The sequence below is a fragment of the Sphingobacterium sp. BN32 genome (assembly GCF_030503615.1).
Lineage (GTDB): Bacteria > Bacteroidota > Bacteroidia > Sphingobacteriales > Sphingobacteriaceae > Sphingobacterium.
The window spans coordinates 2,471,588-2,490,847 of record NZ_CP129963.1 but is presented as its reverse complement, the minus strand read 5'-3'; the positions used below and the strand labels follow the sequence as shown (position 1 = coordinate 2,490,847).

The 19,260-nt window shown below is 41.0% G+C and carries 17 protein-coding genes, 1 other RNA gene and 1 riboswitch; of the genes, 8 read left to right on the top strand and 10 right to left on the bottom strand.

The window, feature by feature from the left end; genetic code table 11:
- Positions 1–83: 83 nt before the first annotated feature.
- A complete protein-coding gene (locus QYC40_RS10495; RefSeq protein WP_301990206.1) occupies positions 84–752 on the top strand; it encodes a tetratricopeptide repeat protein in 669 nt (222 codons plus the stop codon).
- A gap of 183 nt (positions 753–935) precedes the next feature.
- On the opposite strand, the gene QYC40_RS10490 is transcribed toward QYC40_RS10495, so the two are convergent.
- Both QYC40_RS10490 and QYC40_RS10485 read right to left on the bottom strand, forming a co-directional pair.
- Entirely contained in the window at positions 936–1,457 is a 522-nt protein-coding gene (locus tag QYC40_RS10490) for an AraC family transcriptional regulator (protein ID WP_301990205.1), read from the bottom strand.
- A gap of 25 nt (positions 1,458–1,482) precedes the next feature.
- On the bottom strand, positions 1,483–3,513 hold the full coding sequence (locus QYC40_RS10485; RefSeq protein ID WP_301990204.1) for a M3 family metallopeptidase: 2,031 nt from the start codon (positions 3,511–3,513) through the stop codon (positions 1,483–1,485).
- 114 nt (positions 3,514–3,627) lie between these two features.
- Here QYC40_RS10485 and QYC40_RS10480 point away from each other — a divergent pair, with 114 nt between their 5' ends.
- The gene (locus tag QYC40_RS10480) at positions 3,628–4,089 is read left to right on the top strand and encodes a hypothetical protein (RefSeq protein WP_301990203.1); all 462 of its coding nucleotides are present in this window, start codon (positions 3,628–3,630) and stop codon (positions 4,087–4,089) included.
- Positions 4,090–4,206: 117 nt separating this feature from the next.
- On the opposite strand, the gene QYC40_RS10475 is transcribed toward QYC40_RS10480, so the two are convergent.
- Positions 4,207–5,322, bottom strand: coding sequence for an MBL fold metallo-hydrolase (locus QYC40_RS10475; RefSeq protein WP_301990202.1), 1,116 nt, complete (start codon positions 5,320–5,322; stop codon positions 4,207–4,209).
- Between the two features lie 212 nt (positions 5,323–5,534).
- Between QYC40_RS10475 and QYC40_RS10470 the strand changes: the two genes are divergently transcribed.
- Positions 5,535–5,771: a hypothetical protein gene (locus QYC40_RS10470; protein ID WP_301990201.1), complete on the top strand. Its 237-nt coding sequence runs from the start codon at positions 5,535–5,537 to the stop codon at positions 5,769–5,771.
- A gap of 416 nt (positions 5,772–6,187) precedes the next feature.
- Here QYC40_RS10470 and QYC40_RS10465 read toward each other — a convergent pair whose 3' ends face one another.
- On the bottom strand, positions 6,188–7,579 hold the full coding sequence (locus tag QYC40_RS10465; RefSeq protein ID WP_260040680.1) for an arginine decarboxylase: 1,392 nt from the start codon (positions 7,577–7,579) through the stop codon (positions 6,188–6,190).
- Positions 7,580–7,689: 110 nt separating this feature from the next.
- On the opposite strand from QYC40_RS10465, the gene argS reads away from it, so the two are divergent.
- The 3 genes from argS to QYC40_RS10450 are packed head-to-tail and all read left to right on the top strand — an operon-like array spanning position 7,690 to position 11,746.
- Positions 7,690–9,474 carry an arginine--tRNA ligase gene (argS, locus tag QYC40_RS10460; RefSeq protein ID WP_301990200.1) on the top strand — a complete coding sequence of 595 codons (1,785 nt, stop codon included), beginning with the start codon at positions 7,690–7,692 and terminating at the stop codon, positions 9,472–9,474.
- A 2-nt stretch (positions 9,475–9,476) separates the two neighbouring features.
- Positions 9,477–10,550: a Gfo/Idh/MocA family oxidoreductase gene (locus QYC40_RS10455; RefSeq protein ID WP_301990199.1), complete on the top strand. Its 1,074-nt coding sequence runs from the start codon at positions 9,477–9,479 to the stop codon at positions 10,548–10,550.
- Positions 10,550–11,746: an aminoacetone oxidase family FAD-binding enzyme gene (locus QYC40_RS10450; protein ID WP_301990198.1), complete on the top strand. Its 1,197-nt coding sequence runs from the start codon at positions 10,550–10,552 to the stop codon at positions 11,744–11,746. Before QYC40_RS10455 ends, QYC40_RS10450 begins: the two co-directional genes overlap by 1 nt.
- A gap of 88 nt (positions 11,747–11,834) precedes the next feature.
- Here the strand turns inward: QYC40_RS10450 and QYC40_RS10445 are convergent, their stop codons facing one another.
- Positions 11,835–12,254 (bottom strand): hypothetical protein, encoded by a 420-nt coding sequence (locus QYC40_RS10445; protein WP_301990197.1) that lies wholly within the window; start codon positions 12,252–12,254, stop codon positions 11,835–11,837.
- A gap of 197 nt (positions 12,255–12,451) precedes the next feature.
- Between QYC40_RS10445 and rnpB the strand changes: the two genes are divergently transcribed.
- Positions 12,452–12,825: RNase P RNA component class A (gene rnpB / locus QYC40_RS10440), an RNA gene on the top strand.
- A 45-nt stretch (positions 12,826–12,870) separates the two neighbouring features.
- Positions 12,871–14,253: a sigma-54 dependent transcriptional regulator gene (locus QYC40_RS10435; RefSeq protein WP_301990196.1), complete on the top strand. Its 1,383-nt coding sequence runs from the start codon at positions 12,871–12,873 to the stop codon at positions 14,251–14,253.
- 58 nt (positions 14,254–14,311) lie between these two features.
- Here QYC40_RS10435 and QYC40_RS10430 read toward each other — a convergent pair whose 3' ends face one another.
- From QYC40_RS10430 to dapA, 5 genes are all read right to left on the bottom strand, one after another.
- Positions 14,312–14,491 (bottom strand): LPXTG cell wall anchor domain-containing protein, encoded by a 180-nt coding sequence (locus QYC40_RS10430; RefSeq protein WP_301990194.1) that lies wholly within the window; start codon positions 14,489–14,491, stop codon positions 14,312–14,314.
- Between the two features lie 239 nt (positions 14,492–14,730).
- Positions 14,731–15,912, bottom strand: coding sequence for a homoserine dehydrogenase (locus QYC40_RS10425; RefSeq protein WP_301990193.1), 1,182 nt, complete (start codon positions 15,910–15,912; stop codon positions 14,731–14,733).
- Positions 15,913–15,975: 63 nt separating this feature from the next.
- Positions 15,976–17,283 carry an O-acetylhomoserine aminocarboxypropyltransferase/cysteine synthase family protein gene (locus QYC40_RS10420; RefSeq protein ID WP_301990192.1) on the bottom strand — a complete coding sequence of 436 codons (1,308 nt, stop codon included), beginning with the start codon at positions 17,281–17,283 and terminating at the stop codon, positions 15,976–15,978.
- 235 nt (positions 17,284–17,518) lie between these two features.
- Positions 17,519–17,632: riboswitch (SAM riboswitch) on the bottom strand.
- 178 nt (positions 17,633–17,810) lie between these two features.
- Positions 17,811–18,245: a hypothetical protein gene (locus QYC40_RS10415; RefSeq protein ID WP_301990191.1), complete on the bottom strand. Its 435-nt coding sequence runs from the start codon at positions 18,243–18,245 to the stop codon at positions 17,811–17,813.
- Positions 18,246–18,357: 112 nt separating this feature from the next.
- Positions 18,358–19,236, bottom strand: a complete 879-nt coding sequence (gene dapA / locus QYC40_RS10410; protein ID WP_301990190.1) for a 4-hydroxy-tetrahydrodipicolinate synthase — start codon at positions 19,234–19,236, stop codon at positions 18,358–18,360.
- Positions 19,237–19,260: the final 24 nt, after the last annotated feature.

The following is a 19,260-nucleotide window of genomic DNA, read 5'->3' as shown; positions in this document are numbered from 1 at the left end:
TGATTGTAGCCTTAAACTATTTAACAGATTTTTACTCTATGCAGTAGTAGACTGTTCTTACACTCAACGAAAAACAATTAGAAATGAATATTAATAAAATCAATACACAGATGAAGTCTTTAAAAATTGGATTAGCCACAGTAGCATTAGCACTTAGTACAGTAGCTGTACAAGCACAGGAGAAGCAACATAGTGACCCAAATGTTCGTGCGGGGGAGAAAGCACTATTGGATGGAGATTTTAAAACTGCTGCAGCGCAATTTGAAAAAGCACTTCCAACTTCCGGAACAGATCCTGATGTAGTGTATTTATTGGGTTATTCGCAGTTCCAAAACGGCGACTACAAGAAATCTATCGGTTCTTTCAATAAAGTAATCGGTTTAGACGCTAAAAATGTACATGCTTATTACTACAAAGCAAAAGCGAACAACAACATCGCTGTAAACCGCGAGTTAAAATTGAAAGAGTCGGAGCGCGAAGCATTATTGAAATCTGCTATTGCTGACTATACAAAAGCAATCGCGATCAATGCAAATGATGCGAAATTATATCAAAACCGTGCGATCGCTTACCGTGACTTAGGAATTTTAACAGGTACTAAATCGTCAGCGAATTACAACAAAGCTACTGCTACAGATGCATACAACAAAGCAGTGACAGATTACGAAAAAGTATTGAGCTATGACGCTTCTCGTAAGGATATCCAAACGGAAGTTAAAAAAGCGAAAGTTTATCGTGATAACTTGAAATAAGTCTGGAATTTAGATATTAGATATCAGACATTAGACATAAGAAAGGCAGAATTGAAACCAATCCTGCCTTTCTCTTTTTAGGCGTCTTTTTTCTGAAAATGTCTTTTGTCAAGACCTTTCGAGAATTATTATCCCTTTTGGTATCTTATCGGAAGTTCGGAAGAAGTATATATCATGTCTTGTTTAACTTCTATGTCTTTCCTCCAATAACCTCTTAAATTCTGATGGCGTTTTGCCCGTAATCTTTTTGAATTGTGTGCTCAAATGCGCTACGCTACTGTATTGAAGCTTGAAAGCAATCTCTGATAACGGCAGATCATAATGCAAAAGCTCTTTCACTTTCTCAATCCTAAGATGGATCAAATATTTTTCAATACTCTCGCCTTGTATTTCGGAAAAGGTATTGCTGAGATAAGCGTAGTCCATATGGAAACGATCCATCAAGAACTGTGAGGTCTTGATTACATTGGCTTCTTCGCTATTTACCAAGGTTAAGAGGGCTATTTTTATATCTTCAACCAGTTGCTCTTTCCTGTCCTTTAAGATTTCAAATCCAATAGCTTGCAGTTCACCGTCGAGCTGATTTAGTTCTGCTTCCTGATAATCGCGCGATGTATGTATCTCGCCGATACGCACCTCTTGATAGGGCAGGTTTAGCCTTTGCAATATTTGTTCGACGGCCATTTCGCAACGCGGACAAACCATGTTTTTTATTCGAACGGTAGCCATCTTAAGCGATTAATCCAGCGCGTTTCAATAAAGGATCTACGGATGGTTCTTTACCTCGGAATGCTTTGTACAATTCCATCGGATGAACTGTTCCGCCCTTAGATAAAATATTATCTTTAAATTTATTCGCAACTTCCTGATTGAAGATTCCCTCTTCTTTGAAATATTCGAAAGCATCGGCGTCTAATACCTCTGCCCATTTATAGCTATAATATCCGGATGAATATCCACCATTAAAAATATGGGAGAAGGATGGGCTCATCGCATTGTCTGGTACGTCTGGATAGATCGTTGTATCGGCAAAAGCAGCAAGCTCAAAATCTTTTACCTTTTGGATGCCGCTGGGATCCTGACCATGCCAAGCCATATCCAATAGCCCGAAGCTCAATTGTCTTACCGTTGCTAAGCCTTCCAAGAATGCTGCGCTTTCTTTGATTTTCTCTACGTATTCCATCGGAAGGGAAGCGCCACTTTCATAGTGTTTAGCAAAAAGTGCCAATGCTTCTTCTTCATAGCACCAGTTTTCCATCACCTGACTTGGCAACTCGACGAAATCCCAATAGACGGAAGTTCCGGATAGGGTAGGATAGGTGGTATTTGCAAGCATGCCGTGCAGGGCATGTCCAAACTCATGAAACAATGTAGTCACCTCGTTGAACGTTAATAACGATGGTTTGGTAGCCGTAGGTTTGGTGAAGTTGCATACGATCGACACATGTGGTCTTTCGTTTTCTCCATCTTTGATATACTGCGGCTTGAAAGAAGTCATCCATGCGCCGTTGCGTTTTCCTTTTCTAGGGAAGAAATCTGCATAGAATATAGCGACTAATCCACCGTTGTTATCTCTAACCTCAAAAGTCTGTACATCGCGATGATATTTATCTATCGTGCCAACCTCTTTAAAGTTGATGCCGTAAAGCTTATTTGCAATATCAAAGGCTCCCTGCATCACATTTTCTAATTTGAAATAAGGCTTGAGCTTTTCATCATCTAAATTAAACTTCAGCTGCTTTAATTTCTCGCTATAATATGCACCGTCCCATTTCTGCAATTGCTCCAATCCATCGATCTCTTTGGCAAATGCTGAGAGTTCCGCAAATTCTTTTTCTGCGGCAGGTTTTCCTTTTGCCAAAAGATCATTTAGGAATGCTTTGACAGTTTCAGGGTCTTTCGCCATGCGCTCTTCCAACACAAAATGCGCGTGGCTAGGGTAGCCCAATAAATTGGCTCGCTGGTGTCTTAGGTTTACAATCCTCAAGACGATAGCCTCGTTATTATTCTCGTTGTCTTGGAAGGCCTTCTTGCCGGCTGCGATGGCGAGTTCTTCGCGTCTTGCTCTATTCTCGGCATAGGTCATAAATGGAATGTAGCTCGGGTAATCCAGGGTGATGATCCAACCTTCTATTCCTTGCTCTTTCGCCAATTCCTGCGCTGCCTCAATAGCACCTTCAGGTAAGCCAGCAAGTTCCGCTGGATCCAACAAGTGCATTTGATAGGCATTGGTGTCGGCCAAAACATGTTCGCCGAATTTTAACTTCAATACAGATAGCTCGGCATCAATATCTCGCAATTGCTGTTTTTTATCTTCAGCTAATAATGCACCGTTGCGAACAAAATCTTTATAGTTCTTCTCCAGCAGCATCAGTTGCTCTGTATTTAGATTCAGACTATCCTTCTGCTCGTAGACGGCCTTTATTCGATTGAACAGGTCGACGTTCAAAGTGATATCGTTGCTAAGCTTAGATAGCTTCGGAGCGACATCCTGCGCAATCTTGTCTAGTTCATCGTTGGTCTCCGCGGAGTGTAAATTGAAAAATATATTGGAAATACGATCCAAGCGCATTCCGGAGAATGCTAATGCAGCGATCGTGTTTTCGAAGCTTGCCGGTTCAGTATTCGATACCAAGCGATCGATTTCTTCTCTCGTTTCGGCAATAGCCTCATCGAAAGCAGGTATAAAATCTGCTTGATTAATGGAAGAAAACGGAGCTGTATCGTGAGGGGTATTAAATGGTGTTTTTAGCATGTTCATAGCATAAAGTTACAACAAATTAACATAGCTAATGGCTTACAAACATTTTAATTGATTAGTTTTGACGGTAACATTACGTACACTGTCACCGTTATTAATATTAAAAGAAATTTTATGAAAAGAAAATTCAAAGCTTGTCTTTCCTTGTCTTTGTTGTTGTTAGCCGTACAAGCTTGTAATTCGGGAAATCAAACACAAAATAATAATACAGCCACAGTAAAAGAGGTGGATAATGACACACTTCCGGGAACCTATGAATATATCGGTAAGGGTGATACGATTCGATTAGAACTTAACGCACAACAAGACTCTGTATTTGGCAAATTGCTGTATGCATTGGGCGAGAAAGATCGCAATGTGGGCGATTTCAAAGGGCATGTGAAAGGCGGACAATTGATTGGAGAATACTACTTTATGTCTGAAGGCGTAGGCTCAGTTCGCGACATGATTTTTAATGTGACGAAGGAGGGCTTATTGGAAGGTTATGGTGAGGTCGAAGAGCGTGACGGTGGTTTTCGTTTCTTGGATACCAGTAAGTTGAAATTCGACCACGGCATGTTGTTGGAGAAAAAATAGAAAACGAGTTTATCGCGGTCTTTCCTTATCTATAAGTAAGTATACAGAACGCTTGATTAACATATCGAAAACATAAAAAGAGCAGCCCTTCCTGGCTGCTCTTTTTATGTCTATTTGCTACTTCACCTCTTCCCACCAAGGACGAGTTTCATTGGGTTTATCGAGGTAGATCACTTGTCCCATCTGTGGGGTGATCAATTCTTGATTCTGTTTCTTTGCCTCTGCCGATATTCTGATCATAGGCTCGTCCCAAGCATGATTAGCCAGCGGGAATTTAGAATTATGAACAGGGATTAAAGTTTTTGTTTGCAATTCTTTCGCTGCAGTTACCGCTTCTTCCGGCATGAGGTGGATATAGTGCCACATATCATTGTATTGCCCGTTTTCAATAATCGTAAAATCAAAGGGACCATACTGATCACCAATCTCCTTAAAATGTTTCCCATAACCGCTATCTCCGCCAATAAAGATATTGTATTTTGATGTTTTCAACACGAAGGAAGACCATAAGCTGGTATTGCGTTTGAACCATCTCCCCGAGAAGTGTCGGGCAACATTGGCGGTAAAAGTGAGTGAGTCTATTGTTTCGGATTCCCCCCAATAAAGCTCGTGTATTTTTTCGGTCGGATATCCCCATTTTTCCAGGTGCGCTCCAACGCCAATACTTGTGATGATCTCCTTGGCTCTGCCTTGATATTTCTTCAATGTCGCATAATCTAAATGGTCAAAGTGATCATGAGTGATCACCAACACATCTACATCCGGCATATGCTCGATTGTATAGGTGTACGTCATGTCAAATGCTTTTACACCAAACGGTACCGGGGATGCATGTTTGCTAAAAACGGGGTCTACGAGGATACGTTTTCCGTCGATCTGAAGGAAGTAGGAGGAATGCCCAAACCAAACATACACATCCTGGTCTAATGGGATATTTTTCAAATCGGTTTGAATAACCGGCAAAGGAGTCGAAGGAACATTGCGCTTGTCTTTGGCAAAGAAGAATTTGCGAAGCATAGTCATTTGCGATACGCCCTCTTTGATTGCAGGGGTAAATTCGATATTATCGAATACCCCTTCTTTAAAGGTCTTTAGCGATTCCATGCGTTGCAGACGCTCGCCGGAGGCTAATGCGCCGATATTGTCTGATCTGCCCAGTAGAAAGATCAGTAAAACAACCACAATAACAAGGGTTAAAAGTATGTACAGCATGTATTTAAGTATCTTTTTCATATTAATGCCGCGCAAGATAGGATATTGTAAGCTTTCTTTTTTTGATATATAAAATAAGCACCAACATTTTACTTTCAACTGAGAAAATGCCTCCCTCTGATATAGGTCGCCGGTTTTAATTTTAAGGAAATTAGCGCGCTCCATATTTAATATACCGTTAATATACACTATTTATATTTGCGTAAACAAACAGCAATAATCCGATGCATTTTATGAGTCATGAGGAGTCATCCATTATCCGCGAGTCTTTCAAAAGATTGGACGGAAAGTATCGAACTTACCTGGAACGGGAAGGTCGGTGGTTGGGAGGAAGCTTGATCAATATCTTGTTTTTTTCTTCGATAACGGATAAAGAAAAAGAAGAGGTGCATGTTAAGATGGAGATATACAATATGCTGCCCCAGGATATCAAATCAGACGTATCTCAGATTGTTCCGGTCTCGTTCTGAATACAAGCTTTTATCAGTCTAATCAAACCCCTTTCATAACCCTTTCAGAAGGGTTATGAAAGGGGTTTGTATTGGGTTTACATTGGGTTTGAAAGGGGAGTGAGTAGTAGTTAGTATTTAGTATTTAGACCTAGGGCTGTCTAGACTGTAGATATTAGATGTGAGATATTAGACTCTTTTGTCTTGAACCAGGAAAGGAAGGATTTAAGGAGAAATAGGAACCATCTCATCGTCATAGTATTTAGTTTTTCTACACGATCCTGCCAATCCTTTCATCCTTCCTTTCCTGGTTCAAGACAAAATTCCTTTCCTTGTACAAAACAAAAGACCTGCATTTCTGCAGGTCTTATATCTAAAATCTAAAGTCTTATATCTAAAGTCTTATGTCTAAAATCTAATGTCTTATGTCTAAGACCTTATTGATATCCTAATAACTTCATGACTTGTTTCGAGTTTTGTTCCTCGCCAAATACTTCATAGTTAAATGTTTCGTCGCGATTTCTGCGTACTAAAACGTGTTTAGGTGAAGGAAGCAGACAGTGGTGAATACCGCCGTATCCGCTCAATACTTCTTGGTAGGCTCCGGTGTGGAAGAATCCTAGGTATTGCACTTTTCTTGTTTTCGGCATAAATACTGAGTTCATGTGAGCTTCCTGGTTGTAATAGTCTTGACCATCGCAGGTAATACCACCAAGGTTCACGCGCTCGTATTCCGAATCCCAATTGTTTATTGGCAACAGGATATATTTCTGATTCAATGCCCAAACGTCTGGAAGGTTCGTGATGAAAGAACCGTCTAGCATTAACCATTTTTCACGGTCGTTCTGTTGTTTACGGCCAAGTACTTTATACAAGATTCCAGAAGCTTCAGCCACGGTATATTTACCAAACTCGGTAATGATATCTGGTTCTACGACTTCGTGGTGTGCACAGATTTGCTTGATACGGTTCACGATTTCATTCACCATGTACTCGTAATCGAAGTCGTGTACTAGCGAGTCTTTAAAAGGCATACCGCCACCAATATCTAAGGTGTCTAATTCTGGATTGATTTTTTTGAATTTACAGTACAATGTAACATACTTTTCAAGCTCATTCCAGTAATATGGTGTGTCCGAGATACCTGAATTGATGAAGAAGTGAAGTAATTTCACTCTAAAATTCGGGTTTTCAGAGATCTTGCTGTTGTAGAAATCAATGACGTCTTCCATACGGATTCCTAAACGGGAAGTATAGAATTGCGAGTCAGGTTGTTCCTCTGCAGCGATACGAATTCCTAAGTTACAAGGCTCGGATAATTCGATCTCATCATCGTACATATTGAACTCTTCTTTATTATCCAAAACGGGGATAATATTGTGGAATCCATCATGTAACATATCGACGATATATTGCTTGTATTGGAATGTTTTAAAGCCGTTACAGATTACTGTAATGTCCTTGGTTACTTTACCTTGTCGCTCCAAAGCGTCAATCATAGGCATGTCGAAGGCCGACGATGTTTCTAAGTGAATATCGTTTTTTAGGGCTTCTTCAACAATATGTTTGAAGTGGGATGACTTGGTGCAATAACAATACTTATAGGTACCGCGATAGTTGTATTTCAACATCGCTGTTTGAAACAATATCTTGGCCTGTTGTATCTTTTTGCTAATAATCGGGAGATAAGTAAAACGTAGCGGCGTACCGTACGTTTCTATCATTTCCATCAAATTCAAATCGTGGAAGTACAATTCGTCATCGATAATATCGAATCCGTCTTGCGGAAAACCAACACTTAAGTCAAGAAATTCCTGATAGCTCTGCATTATTTTCTTATTTTTGGCAAAGATATACTTTCATAATGAATACATAAATATTATTGCAGTTATTTTTTGAATTCATTATCAGAACGTTAAGAATATTACGAAATATTTACATGGCAAATTCAATTCAAGAACTGCTTATTGAGAAGACAGTTGAAGCAGTAAGTGCACTTTATGGTTCCGAAATTCCTGCTCAGCAGATTAGCTTGCAAGAGACGAGGAAAGAGTTCGAAGGACAGATTACAATTGTTGTATTCCCGGTTACTCGCTTTTCGAAAAAATCACCTGAGGTAACAGGTACTGAAATTGGCGAGTATTTACAGCAACAGATCTCAGATATCACAGCTTTCAACGTCATCAAAGGCTTCTTGAACTTAAGTTTTTCCGATGCTTATTGGGTGAACTTGCTGAACGATACGATTTTGTCTGATAGTTTTGCAGTGTTGCCAAAGAATGGCAAGAAGGTAATGGTCGAATATTCATCTCCAAACACAAATAAGCCCCTACACTTAGGACATATCCGCAATAATTTATTAGGGTATTCTGTTGCCGAGATTCTTGGCGCCGCTGGATATGATGTAATCAAAGCTAATTTGGTTAACGACAGAGGTATCCACATCTGTAAGTCGATGCTGGCATGGCAAAAGTTTGGCGAGGGTGAGACGCCGGAGTCTACAGGGATGAAGGGCGACCACTTGGTGGGTAAGTACTATGTGATCTTTGATAAAGAATACAAAAAGGAAATTGAAGAGCTGAAGGCGGCAGGTCAATCTGAGGATGACGCGAAGAAAAATGCACCACTCATTAAACAAGCGCAAGCGATGTTGCAGCAATGGGAAGCCGGAGATGAGGAGGTAATTTCACTATGGAAAACAATGAACAGCTGGGTATATGCAGGTTTTGATAAAACCTACAAGCAGTTGGGCGTTGATTTTGATAAATTCTACTACGAATCAGATACCTATTTATTAGGAAAAGATATTATTCAGGAAGGTCTTGATATGGGGGTATTCTTCAAAAAAGAAGATAACTCGGTATGGATCGATTTGACTGATGAGGGCTTGGATCAGAAACTTGTATTGCGTGGGGATGGTACTTCGGTATACATTACGCAAGACTTGGGTACAGCGCAACTAAAATATGATGAGTTCAAGATGGATGAGTCTATTTATGTTGTTGGCAACGAGCAAGACTATCACTTCAAGGTTTTATTTGCGATCTTGAAGAAGTTGGGTAAAGACTGGGCACAGGGTTTATTCCACCTTTCATATGGTATGGTGGATCTTCCGCAAGGAAAAATGAAATCGAGAGAGGGGACTGTCGTTGATGCGGATGATCTGATGCAGGAAATGTTGGATACGGCGCAACAGCGCACGGAGGAGCTAGGCAAGACTGAAGGATTGGAAGAGGGTGAAAAGGCTGCGCTTTATAATACGCTTGGAATGGGGGCTTTGAAGTATTTCTTGTTGAAGGTAGATCCTAAGAAGCGTCTATTGTTCAATCCGAATGAGTCTGTGGATTTTCAAGGGCATACGGGTCCGTTTATTCAATATACGCATGCACGTATTAAATCGGTATTGCGCAAAGCAGCATATCAGGCTGAGACGGCGAAAGTGGTTCCTGCGTCGATATCGCCTTTTGAGCGCGATTTGATACAGGCGATTGCTGGTTATCCGGAGGTTATTGCATTGGCAGCGAAGGAATTCAGTCCGGCACAGATTGCAAATTACGCATACGAGCTAGCGAAATTATACAACAAATTCTATCACGAAGAGAATATTCTGAAGGCAGAGCAGGAAGATGTGAAGCAATTCCGCTTACACTTATCGGCTGCTGCGGCGAAGGTAATCTCGGAATCTATGAAACTATTAGGAATCCAGGTTCCTGAAAGAATGTAATCATGACTAAACTAAACGTTGGATTAATTGGGTTCTCCATCGGGGGACATGTATTTCATGCGCCTTTTATTGAAGGGAACGCGGATTTGAATTTATATAAGGTGACGGCACGAAAGCCTGAGCAACAGCAAATGCTTGCGGAGCGATATCCTGCAGCGCTTGCGGTGCAGTCTGCCGATGATATTATCAATGATCCGGCGGTTGATATCGTCGTGATTGCCACATCCAATGATGTGCATTTTAGTCTTGCCAAGCAGGCTTTGGAAGCTGGAAAGCACGTCGTGGTTGAGAAGCCTTTTACGAACTATTCCATCGAAGCAGATGAGCTAATCGCACTTGCGAAGAGCAAAGGCCTTGTTTTGTCTGTTCATCATAATGCTCGTTATCATTCGGATTTTAAGACTGTTAAAAAGGTCATAGCTTCGGGACGACTTGGCCGCGTTGTAAATTATGAAGCGCGTTTCGACCGCTTCCGTAATTTCTTGCGCCCCGGGGCATGGCGGGAAGAGAATCTACCGGGCTCGGGGATTCACTACGATTTAGGAGCGCATTTGATCGATCAGGCTTTGCAATTGTTTGGCAAACCCCTGTCCATCTATGCGGACCTTCGTGTACAACGCGATGGAGCGAAAGCTATTGATGATTTTGAGTTTATCTTATCTTTTCCCGAAACGAAGGTTTCTTTGAAAGGGCAGATGTTGGCTAAACTTCCGACGGCGCGTATTGCAGTATATGGTACGAATGGGTGTTTCGTGAAGTGGGGTGTGGATCCGCAGGAGGCTTTATTGCGTGAGGGCGTTATGCCACATGAGCGTGCCGATTGGGGGAAAGAGCCTGAGGAAATACAAGGAACGCTTGCGATATTAGAGAATGGAAAGGATGTGAATGAGCGCATCGTTAGCGAAGTGGGATCTGGTGAAGATTTCTATCAGAATATCGTTGCTGCGATCCGTGGGGAAGAAGCTTTGTTCATTACTCCGGAACAGGCAAGAGATGTGATCCGTATTTTAGAGCTTGCGGAGCAGTCTTGGAAAGAACAGCGTGTTATTTCCTTAGTAGGTGAATTGATATCCTAATGAATTCTTACGACGCCATCATTATCGGAGCTGGAGCTTGCGGACTTATGTGTGCTGCACAAGCAGGTCTTTTGGACAAAAAGACGCTGCTAATTGAGCGCAACGATAAGCCGGGCGCAAAGATTTTGATATCGGGTGGTGGTCGATGTAACTATACTAACCTTTACACTTCTGTAGATAATTTCGTTTCGGAGAATCCGAAGTTCTTGAATGCTGTATTCTCTAAATGGACCGTTGAAGATACGGTCAATTTCTTTGAGCAGTTTGGTGATATCAAGGGGCAGGAGAAGACGCTGGGTCAGCTTTTTCCGGTCTCTAATAAAGCAAAGGATATCGTGGCGACTTTCACAAAGTTAATGTATGATACAAGACAGGATATCTGGCTGAACGCAGAGGTGAAGCAGGTCGATAAGACCGATAAAGGTTTTGAATTGCAGATCGTTAAAGAGGGGAAGAGCCAGACGATTAGTGCTAAAAAATTAGTGATGGCTTCCGGAGGTCTTCCGGTTGCTAAATTGGGTGCTTCAGATTTCGCACTTCGTGTTGCTAAGCAATTCGGTTTAGCGGTTGTCGCGACAGCGCCCGCATTGGTGCCCTTAACCATCACTGGAAAAGATGCGGAATGGTATGCCTCCTTGGCGGGAAACTCGGTCTTTGCGAGGGTTTACAATGAAGCAATCAGCTTCGAAGAAAATATCCTATTTACGCATTGGGGATTGAGTGGTCCTGCAATCCTACAGATTTCATCTTATTGGAAGCCGGGAAGTCAGTTTACTATTGATCTTCTGCCGAAGTTCAGCCTTGATGCACTTATTAAAGAGGAGCGTAATTTTGGAGGAAAGCGAACCGTTGGACAGTTGCTCAACGATTATTTCAGCAAGAAAATGGTAGAGGCTCTAGGGAAATACCTGCCAATTGATGTGAAGATAGCCTCGTTAGGAAAAGCGGACGCAAAATTGATTGTGGATACTATTCACAAGTTTAAAGTAAAACCTGCCGGCGACAAGGGTTATGATAAGGCCGAGGTAATGCGCGGTGGTGTTTCTACGGATGAGCTGTATGCCAAGACGCTGGAGGCGAAGAAGGTTGCTGGCTTATATTTCGGAGGCGAGGCTGTAGATATTACGGGGTGGCTAGGGGGTTATAATTTTCAATGGGCATGGGCAGCAGGCTATGCTATTGCGCAAGATCTCTAGTCTTTAATTCCATAAAAAAATAGCTGCACCGAAGTACAGCTATTCTCAGGGTCATAAGATGTTTTAGAGTTTGCTCAAATAACGTTGTTTAATTAAAGGTATATTCTAGTTTTGCTTCATCCTTCGTTGCATCTTTGATTACGAAGTCTTTGGTGATAGCCGCATTATTGTTCACTTTAAGTTCCAATTTAACCGTCGCAGGCTTATCTACTTTAGCACGGATGTGAATTTTCTCTCCCTTTTTAGCAATCTTTCTTTTTGCTTTGATTTCAGTGCCGATCTTATAATTCTTCTGTTCTACCTCTGCTTTCTCACCTAAATAATGCACACTAGTCAACTTAGCTTCTGTGCCAATCGATAAGACTTTGTAGGAAATGTTGGCCTCCATCGGGTATTTCGGCTTTGGAGTTGGGGTTTTCTTATTCTTGTCCTCACATGACGACATGAATACCAGGGCTGCTAAAGCGGCGATGGTTAAGCCGCTTGTGAATGATAATAGTTTTTTCATAAAATGATAACGATAAGTTGAAATACTAATAATTAAATAAAACAATTGTCGACTAATGTTTTGTAGTAATACGACATTTGTAATCATACCGCTACATTTTAGAGAATTATTTTTTAATTAAATTTCTTACAGCGTATTGTTTTCATAAAAATTGAAATAGACCTTTATATGCATATTTTTCCTACTTTTGCATATTGAAGCAAACTGGTTCTATCGCTGTTCTGCATTAAAGCAGGAAAGAGGAAAGTCCGGGCAACAAAGAGCAACACGCTTCCTAACGGGAAGGCTATTTCACAATAGACAGCAAGTGCCACAGAAAATATACCGCCTCGTAAGGGGTAAGGGTGAAAACGTGAGGTAAGAGCTCACGGTATTGTATGGTGACATGCATTACGGTAAACCTCGTGTGTTGAAAGACCAAATAGGTTGCGAGATTAGAAGGCTGCTCGTTTTCTACCTTCGGGTACTCGTAATGGGTAGGTTGATTGAGCTTGCGTGTAAATGCAAGCCTAGATAAATGATAGAAGTCCAGCAATGGATACAGAACCCGGCTTATAAAGTTTGCTTCTATTTTAGTTAATGTTTAATTTTTACCGATAAACTTGAAAGTGATAATATGACCACAGTTTTAATCATCGATGATGAACGTCCGATACGTAGTTCCTTACGTGATATCTTAGAATATGAAGATTATAAAGTGTTGGATGTCGACAACGGAGAAGATGGACTTAAAATATTAAAAAAGGAAAAAATTGATCTTGTTCTTTGCGATATCAAAATGAACAAGATGGATGGAATGGAAGTGTTGAGCACTGCGAAGGAGTTCTCCGATGTTCCGTTTATTATGGTTTCTGGTCATGGAACGATCGAAACTGCTGTGGAAGCAGCTCGTAAAGGTGCCTTCGATTTCCTTGAAAAACCTTTAGACCTTAATCGTCTCTTAATAACCGTTCGAAATGCGCTGGAGAAAGGTTCCTTAGTCAAGGAAACTAAGGTGTTGAAGCGTAAGTTTTCAAAAACAAAAGAGATCTTAGGTAGTTCTTCAGGCATCAGCTTGATTAAAGATACTATTGACAAAGTCGCTCCTACGGAAGCTAGAGTTTTGATTACGGGTGCCAACGGTGCTGGTAAGGAACTTGTTGCGCGTTGGTTGCACGAGAAGTCCATGCGTGCGGCGTCTCCTCTAATCGAGGTTAACTGTGCGGCTATTCCTTCAGAATTGATCGAATCGGAACTATTTGGACACGAGAAAGGATCATTTACGTCGGCGGTTAAGCAGCGTATCGGTAAGTTCGAGCAGGCGAATGGCGGAACACTATTCTTGGATGAGATCGGTGATATGAGCCTTTCTGCACAAGCGAAAGTATTGCGTGCCTTGCAAGAAAATAAGATTACGCGTGTGGGAGGTGAGAAGGAAATTGATGTCAACGTGCGTGTTATTGCGGCGACCAATAAGAATCTACTTCAGGAAATTGAAGATGGCAACTTCCGTATGGACTTGTACCATCGCTTAAGTGTGATCCTAATTCACGTACCTTCACTAACTGAGCGTAAAGACGATATCCCAACGTTAGCAACGGCGTTTTGCGAGGAAATCTGTGCTGAATATAGCATGCCGGTGAAGACAATTACCCCGGATGGGATGAAAGCTTTGCAAGCTCTGCCATGGACAGGTAATATCCGCGAGCTTCGCAATATGATCGAGCGCCTTATTATTCTTTGTGATAAGAAGATTACCGAGAATGACGTTCGTATGTTTGCTAATCCAGAGGGTGTGTCGCAAACACAGAAATCTAATGGTTCTTCAGATGCGAAGGAAGGTTTTGATTTCGAACAGTTCACTTCTTTCCAAGATTTTAAAGATTTCTCCGAATGCGAATTCATTAAGTATAAATTGGAGAAGAACAATTGGAATGTTTCTAAGACAGCGGACGATTTGGATATTCAACGCAGTCACTTATATAGTAAGATTGAGAAGTTTGGTCTCAAAAGAGATTAGACAGTATATAACGGCAAAGGCCTCGCATTGCGAGGCCTTTGTCGTTAACTTATATTTCTTAGTCGTTGAATTTTCTCTTTTGTTTTCGGTAGAGCATAAAGATCACGACCACTAATAAAACCACACCGATCACGACAAATGTTGAGTTAGACGAGGTTGCCACCTGCGAGGTCGTATCCTGCGCAAAGAGGCTTAAAGTCGCCAAGTTCAACAAAGCCAACACATTCCATTTTCTCATAATACTCAAGATTTAAAGTTTATTTCTAAATATAATAAATATAATAAGCAAAAACCATGTCGTTTTTCTTGAATTTAAGAAATGTTCTTCCTTTAAGCGCATAATGCCTTTGTGATGACATAAAAACGTTCATGTTTTCTTTGGAAAACCAACAGGGATGAAAGTTCTTGATGGCCTCTGGAAACAGATACTTGCAGAAAAAAAAGCGCAATAATTATTGCGCTTTCTCCTTTTCAATTTTAGATTATTTCGGCTATGAAATTTCCTTTCTGGTGAATCACGGCTCTTTTATCGATTATTTCCTGAATATTTATTGTTCCAATCACATATTTGTGATTTTCACTGTAAAAACGTTCAGAAATATTGATGAAATTGATGTTTTCTAAGACATCTTCATCATCATATCTGAAATATACGGATATTTTGTAGTCTTTTGTATACTCAACTTGCTGTGCATCCAAATGTTTTTTGTATTCGTAGCGGTAATCATAGCGTAACGCCGTGATATCCGATAATACAGCAGAGCCTGTTGGGTGGCCGCCAGCACCTTTTCCTAAGAAAAATTGCTCATCGGCAAAGGCTGCTTTCACCAATACGCCGTTATACTCATTTTCTACGTTGTACAGGATATTGCTCTTTTTGATGAACTTCGGTAGGACATAGAGAACGACTTGATGATTATCAACTTCTTTAGCTAGTGGAATCAGCTTAATCTTATAATCTTTCTCACGTGCGTAACGAATATCCGCATCGCCTAGGGTGTCGATACCTAAGTTAAGGATTTCGTCCGGGTTGATATAAAGACCATAAGCATGCGAAGCAACAATCGCTAACTTAAACTTAGGATCAAAGCCTCCCACATCCAAGGTAGGGTCGGTCTCTGCAAAACCTAAATCCTGTGCTTTCTTTAAAGCAACATCGTAGCTTTGATCTTCGTTGAATATTTTAGAAAGAATATAATTTGATGATCCATTGAAAATACCGCTCACCGAGTGCAATAATTCGTTGTCATAATATTCCTCCAGATTACGGATGATCGGAATACTTCCGCAAACCGCACCTTCATATAATAGCGAAGTACCATACTGATGTTGAATCTCAACAAGCTCTTCTAAATGCGTAGCAATCATTTTCTTGTTTGCTGACACAACGTTCTTGCCAGTAGATAAGGCACGCTTCGTGATCTCAAATGCCGCATCAGCATCGTCGATTAACTCGACAACGGTATTGATTTCCGGATCTTCTAATATAGCGTTTGCATCGGTAGTGAATAGTTCAGCTGGAAGGCTTCTTTTCTTATCAGGATTTTTGATAACAAATTTCTTAATCTCTAGATTTAAATCCTTCGTCTTGATAATATCGTATAATCCTTGGCCGACAACGCCGAAACCAAACATCCCGATAACAAGTTTTTTACTCATGGTATTCTTTTAGTGTTCTTTTTTCGTTTTTTAATTTAATCTGCGATCTATTGATGCTGATACCTATTTGATTTTCTCAAAAGCTTGCTCTAAATCTGCTTTGATATCGTCGATGTGCTCAATACCTACAGATAGTCTTAGCTGTCCTGGAAGAACGCCGGCTTTCGCTTGATCTTCAGCGCTCAACTGCTGATGCGTAGTTGCAGCAGGGTGGATAATCAAAGTCTTTGCATCCCCAACATTCGCTAAGTGGCTGATCAATTGCAAAGCATCGATAAAGTCGTTCGCTTTCTCCACGCCGCCCTTAACAGTGAATGACAACACTGCTCCGTATCCATTCTTCAAATACTTCTGCGCATTCTGATGATACGGATGGTTCTTCAATCCAGGATAGCTTACTTTCTCCACTTGTGGATGAGCATCTAACCATTGTGCAATCTCCAAAGTATTATCCACATGGCGTTGTACGCGTAGGGATAGGGTTTCTAAGCCTTGTACCAATAGGAAAGAGTTGAATGGAGATAGGGCAGGGCCGAAGTCTCTTAAGCCTTCCACGCGCGCTCTAATAGCAAATTGTATATTTCCAAAAGGACCATTCTCACCAAATACATCTGAGAACACTAATCCATGATATCCTTCGGATGGTTCAGAGAATTGCTTGAATTTTCCATTGCCCCAGTTGTAGTTACCACCATCGATGATCACACCGCCGATACTCGTACCATGGCCACCGATCCATTTTGTAGCGGATTCAACAACTACGTTCGCTCCATGCTCCAATGGCTTAAACAAATATCCACCAGCACCGAATGTATTGTCAACGATCAATGGAAGGTCATGTTTTTTCGCAACAGCAGCGATGCGGTCGAAATCCGGGATGTTATAGCTCGGATTACCGATCGTTTCTACGTAGATAGCTTTCGTTTTATCGTCGATTAAAGCCTCAATTTTATCAGCGTCGGTATCTTCTGCAAAGCGAGCTTCGATGCCTAAGCGTTTGAAAGAAACTTTAAACTGGTTGTATGTACCACCGTAGAGGTTTGCACCCGATACAAAGTTATCACCAGCCTCTAAAATGTTGGTTAAAGCGATGAACTGTGCAGCTTGTCCCGAAGCTACAGCAACTGCGGCAACACCTCCCTCTAATGCAGCGATGCGTTTTTCAAACACATCCGTTGTCGGGTTCATGATGCGGGTATAGATATTTCCGAATTGTTTTAATGCGAATAGATTAGCACCGTGCTCTGCATTCTCAAATACATAAGACGATGTTTGGTAGATTGGCAATGCTCTAGATCCAGTAGTAGGGTCTACTTCTTGTCCTGCATGTACCTGTAATGTTTCAAATTTTAAGTTCTTAATATCAGCCATTGTTGTAATTTTTTAAAATGATAAATAATGAATTATGTTCTTTTGTCGCTAAGCTTTGGTCGTCATGTAAAGATATAAGAATTCCTTATCCAAGGAATCTGGGAATACCGACGACTAGCGCATTCGTGAACAGGTGTTCACGACGAAAAAGATAGTAAGGGAAGAATTGCTAGCAGGTTTGCCGCTAGAAAATCCAATAAAAGAATTTGTAAATGTTGAAGTCATAGTCTTTTGTCATTTATATGCTCCTCAGCTTAATTGCTTTGGACAGGAATTGGCACCTTTTCAATCGTTATTGAAGGTTGCCAGTGGGTCTTTGAGCCAGTCTCTCGCCACTTCTTTATAAATCAAGACCAATCGTAATGATGGGTTTTGATTAGGTACCAATTGCTTGGCACTGCGCAAATATACATCGCTAAAATCAATTATGCAATGTTTTTTTAATAAACAAGCTTCTGAATGCGATAAGTATTGAAAATATCGAACTCAGAAGCTTGCAAAAATATCAATCTGATAATAGCCTCAGCTTAATAAGAACCGGATTTTAAATCGCGCATTTGGATAATTTGGTCTACCACGTAGACTGTATTTCCTCGCCATGGTAACACACCACGGTATTCCTTATAGTGAAGATCGAATACCTTTCCACTATTTACTTCTAAAATACGGTATATTGAATCGTTCTCTACGGAAAACTCAAACTGATTGCTCGTTAATCCTGTGCCGGTTTTCGTTGCGCCAAAACCCTCTTGAATCAGTTTTCCTTCGTACGTTTTAAAGATATTGCCTTTCTTCACGGCATAGTTCAAGACGCCGGATTTTACACCCTCACCAAAAACATTGTAGTAATTCCAATAGACCCAACCTGCAACGATTAGGACAACGATTAATAGTGTCCAGCTGATGAACTTGCCGATCATTGATCCGCCTTTCTTAGGCTGTTGGTTTGTTGTGGTTTCCATGTTATGTTATTTATTTGTCTGCAATCCGCAAAAAAGATACCTAAAATAAAAACTTTACGCGAAAAGAAATCCATTAGTAGCTGTATCTCTGCAAATGATTAAGAAACAAATACTAGGAAAGTTTTTTGATCTCCAGATCTATGCCTTCTTGTGTCTGTTTTCCAACAGGTACCAACGGTAATCGAACGATGTCATCACCATAACCTTTCTGTTTCAGGATGTATTTTACACCTGCAGGATTTCCTTCGATAAAACATAGGTCGGTAATGCGCAGAAGATCCGAATGTATGATTCTTGCTTGCTCAAAATTACCTTCTAAACATAGGTGAGCTAATGCAGAAACCTTGTTCGGATAAGCATTTCCAACAACTGAGATAATACCTACAGCACCCAAAGCGATCATCGGCAGGGTAGCAGGGTCATCACCGGAAATCAACATGAAGTCCGCCGGCTTATCGCGAAGAATCTCGCTGAACTGCGCAAAGCTACCTGATGCCTCTTTGATGGCGACAATGTTCTTAAAATCATTTGCCAACCTCACAGTTGTTGCAGCAGTCATATTGCTGCCTGTTCTTCCTGGTACATTATATAAGATAATCGGAAGCGGAGAAACCTCAGCAATAGCTTTATAGTGCTGATAAATTCCTTCTTGCGTTGGCTTATTGTAGTAAGGAGATACTGAAAGAATGGCGATATAATCCAAAACTTCGAAAGTCTTCACTTGCTCTGCAATTTCCATGGTGTTGTTACCGCCAATGCCGGCCACCAACGGAATACGCTTATCTACATGCTTCGAAGTAAATGCCCAAACCTGCTTTCGTTCCTCCTTCGACAACGTGGCAGTTTCGCCAGTTGTTCCCAAAGAAACGATGTAATCAATTCCCCCATGAATTTGGTAGTCAATCAGCCTACCTAGGGTCTCATAATCAACAGATCCGTCTGCATTAAAAGGTGTAACGATCGCTACGCCTGCTCCTTGAAGCTCATTCATTCGTATATAATTATTTAATTTATG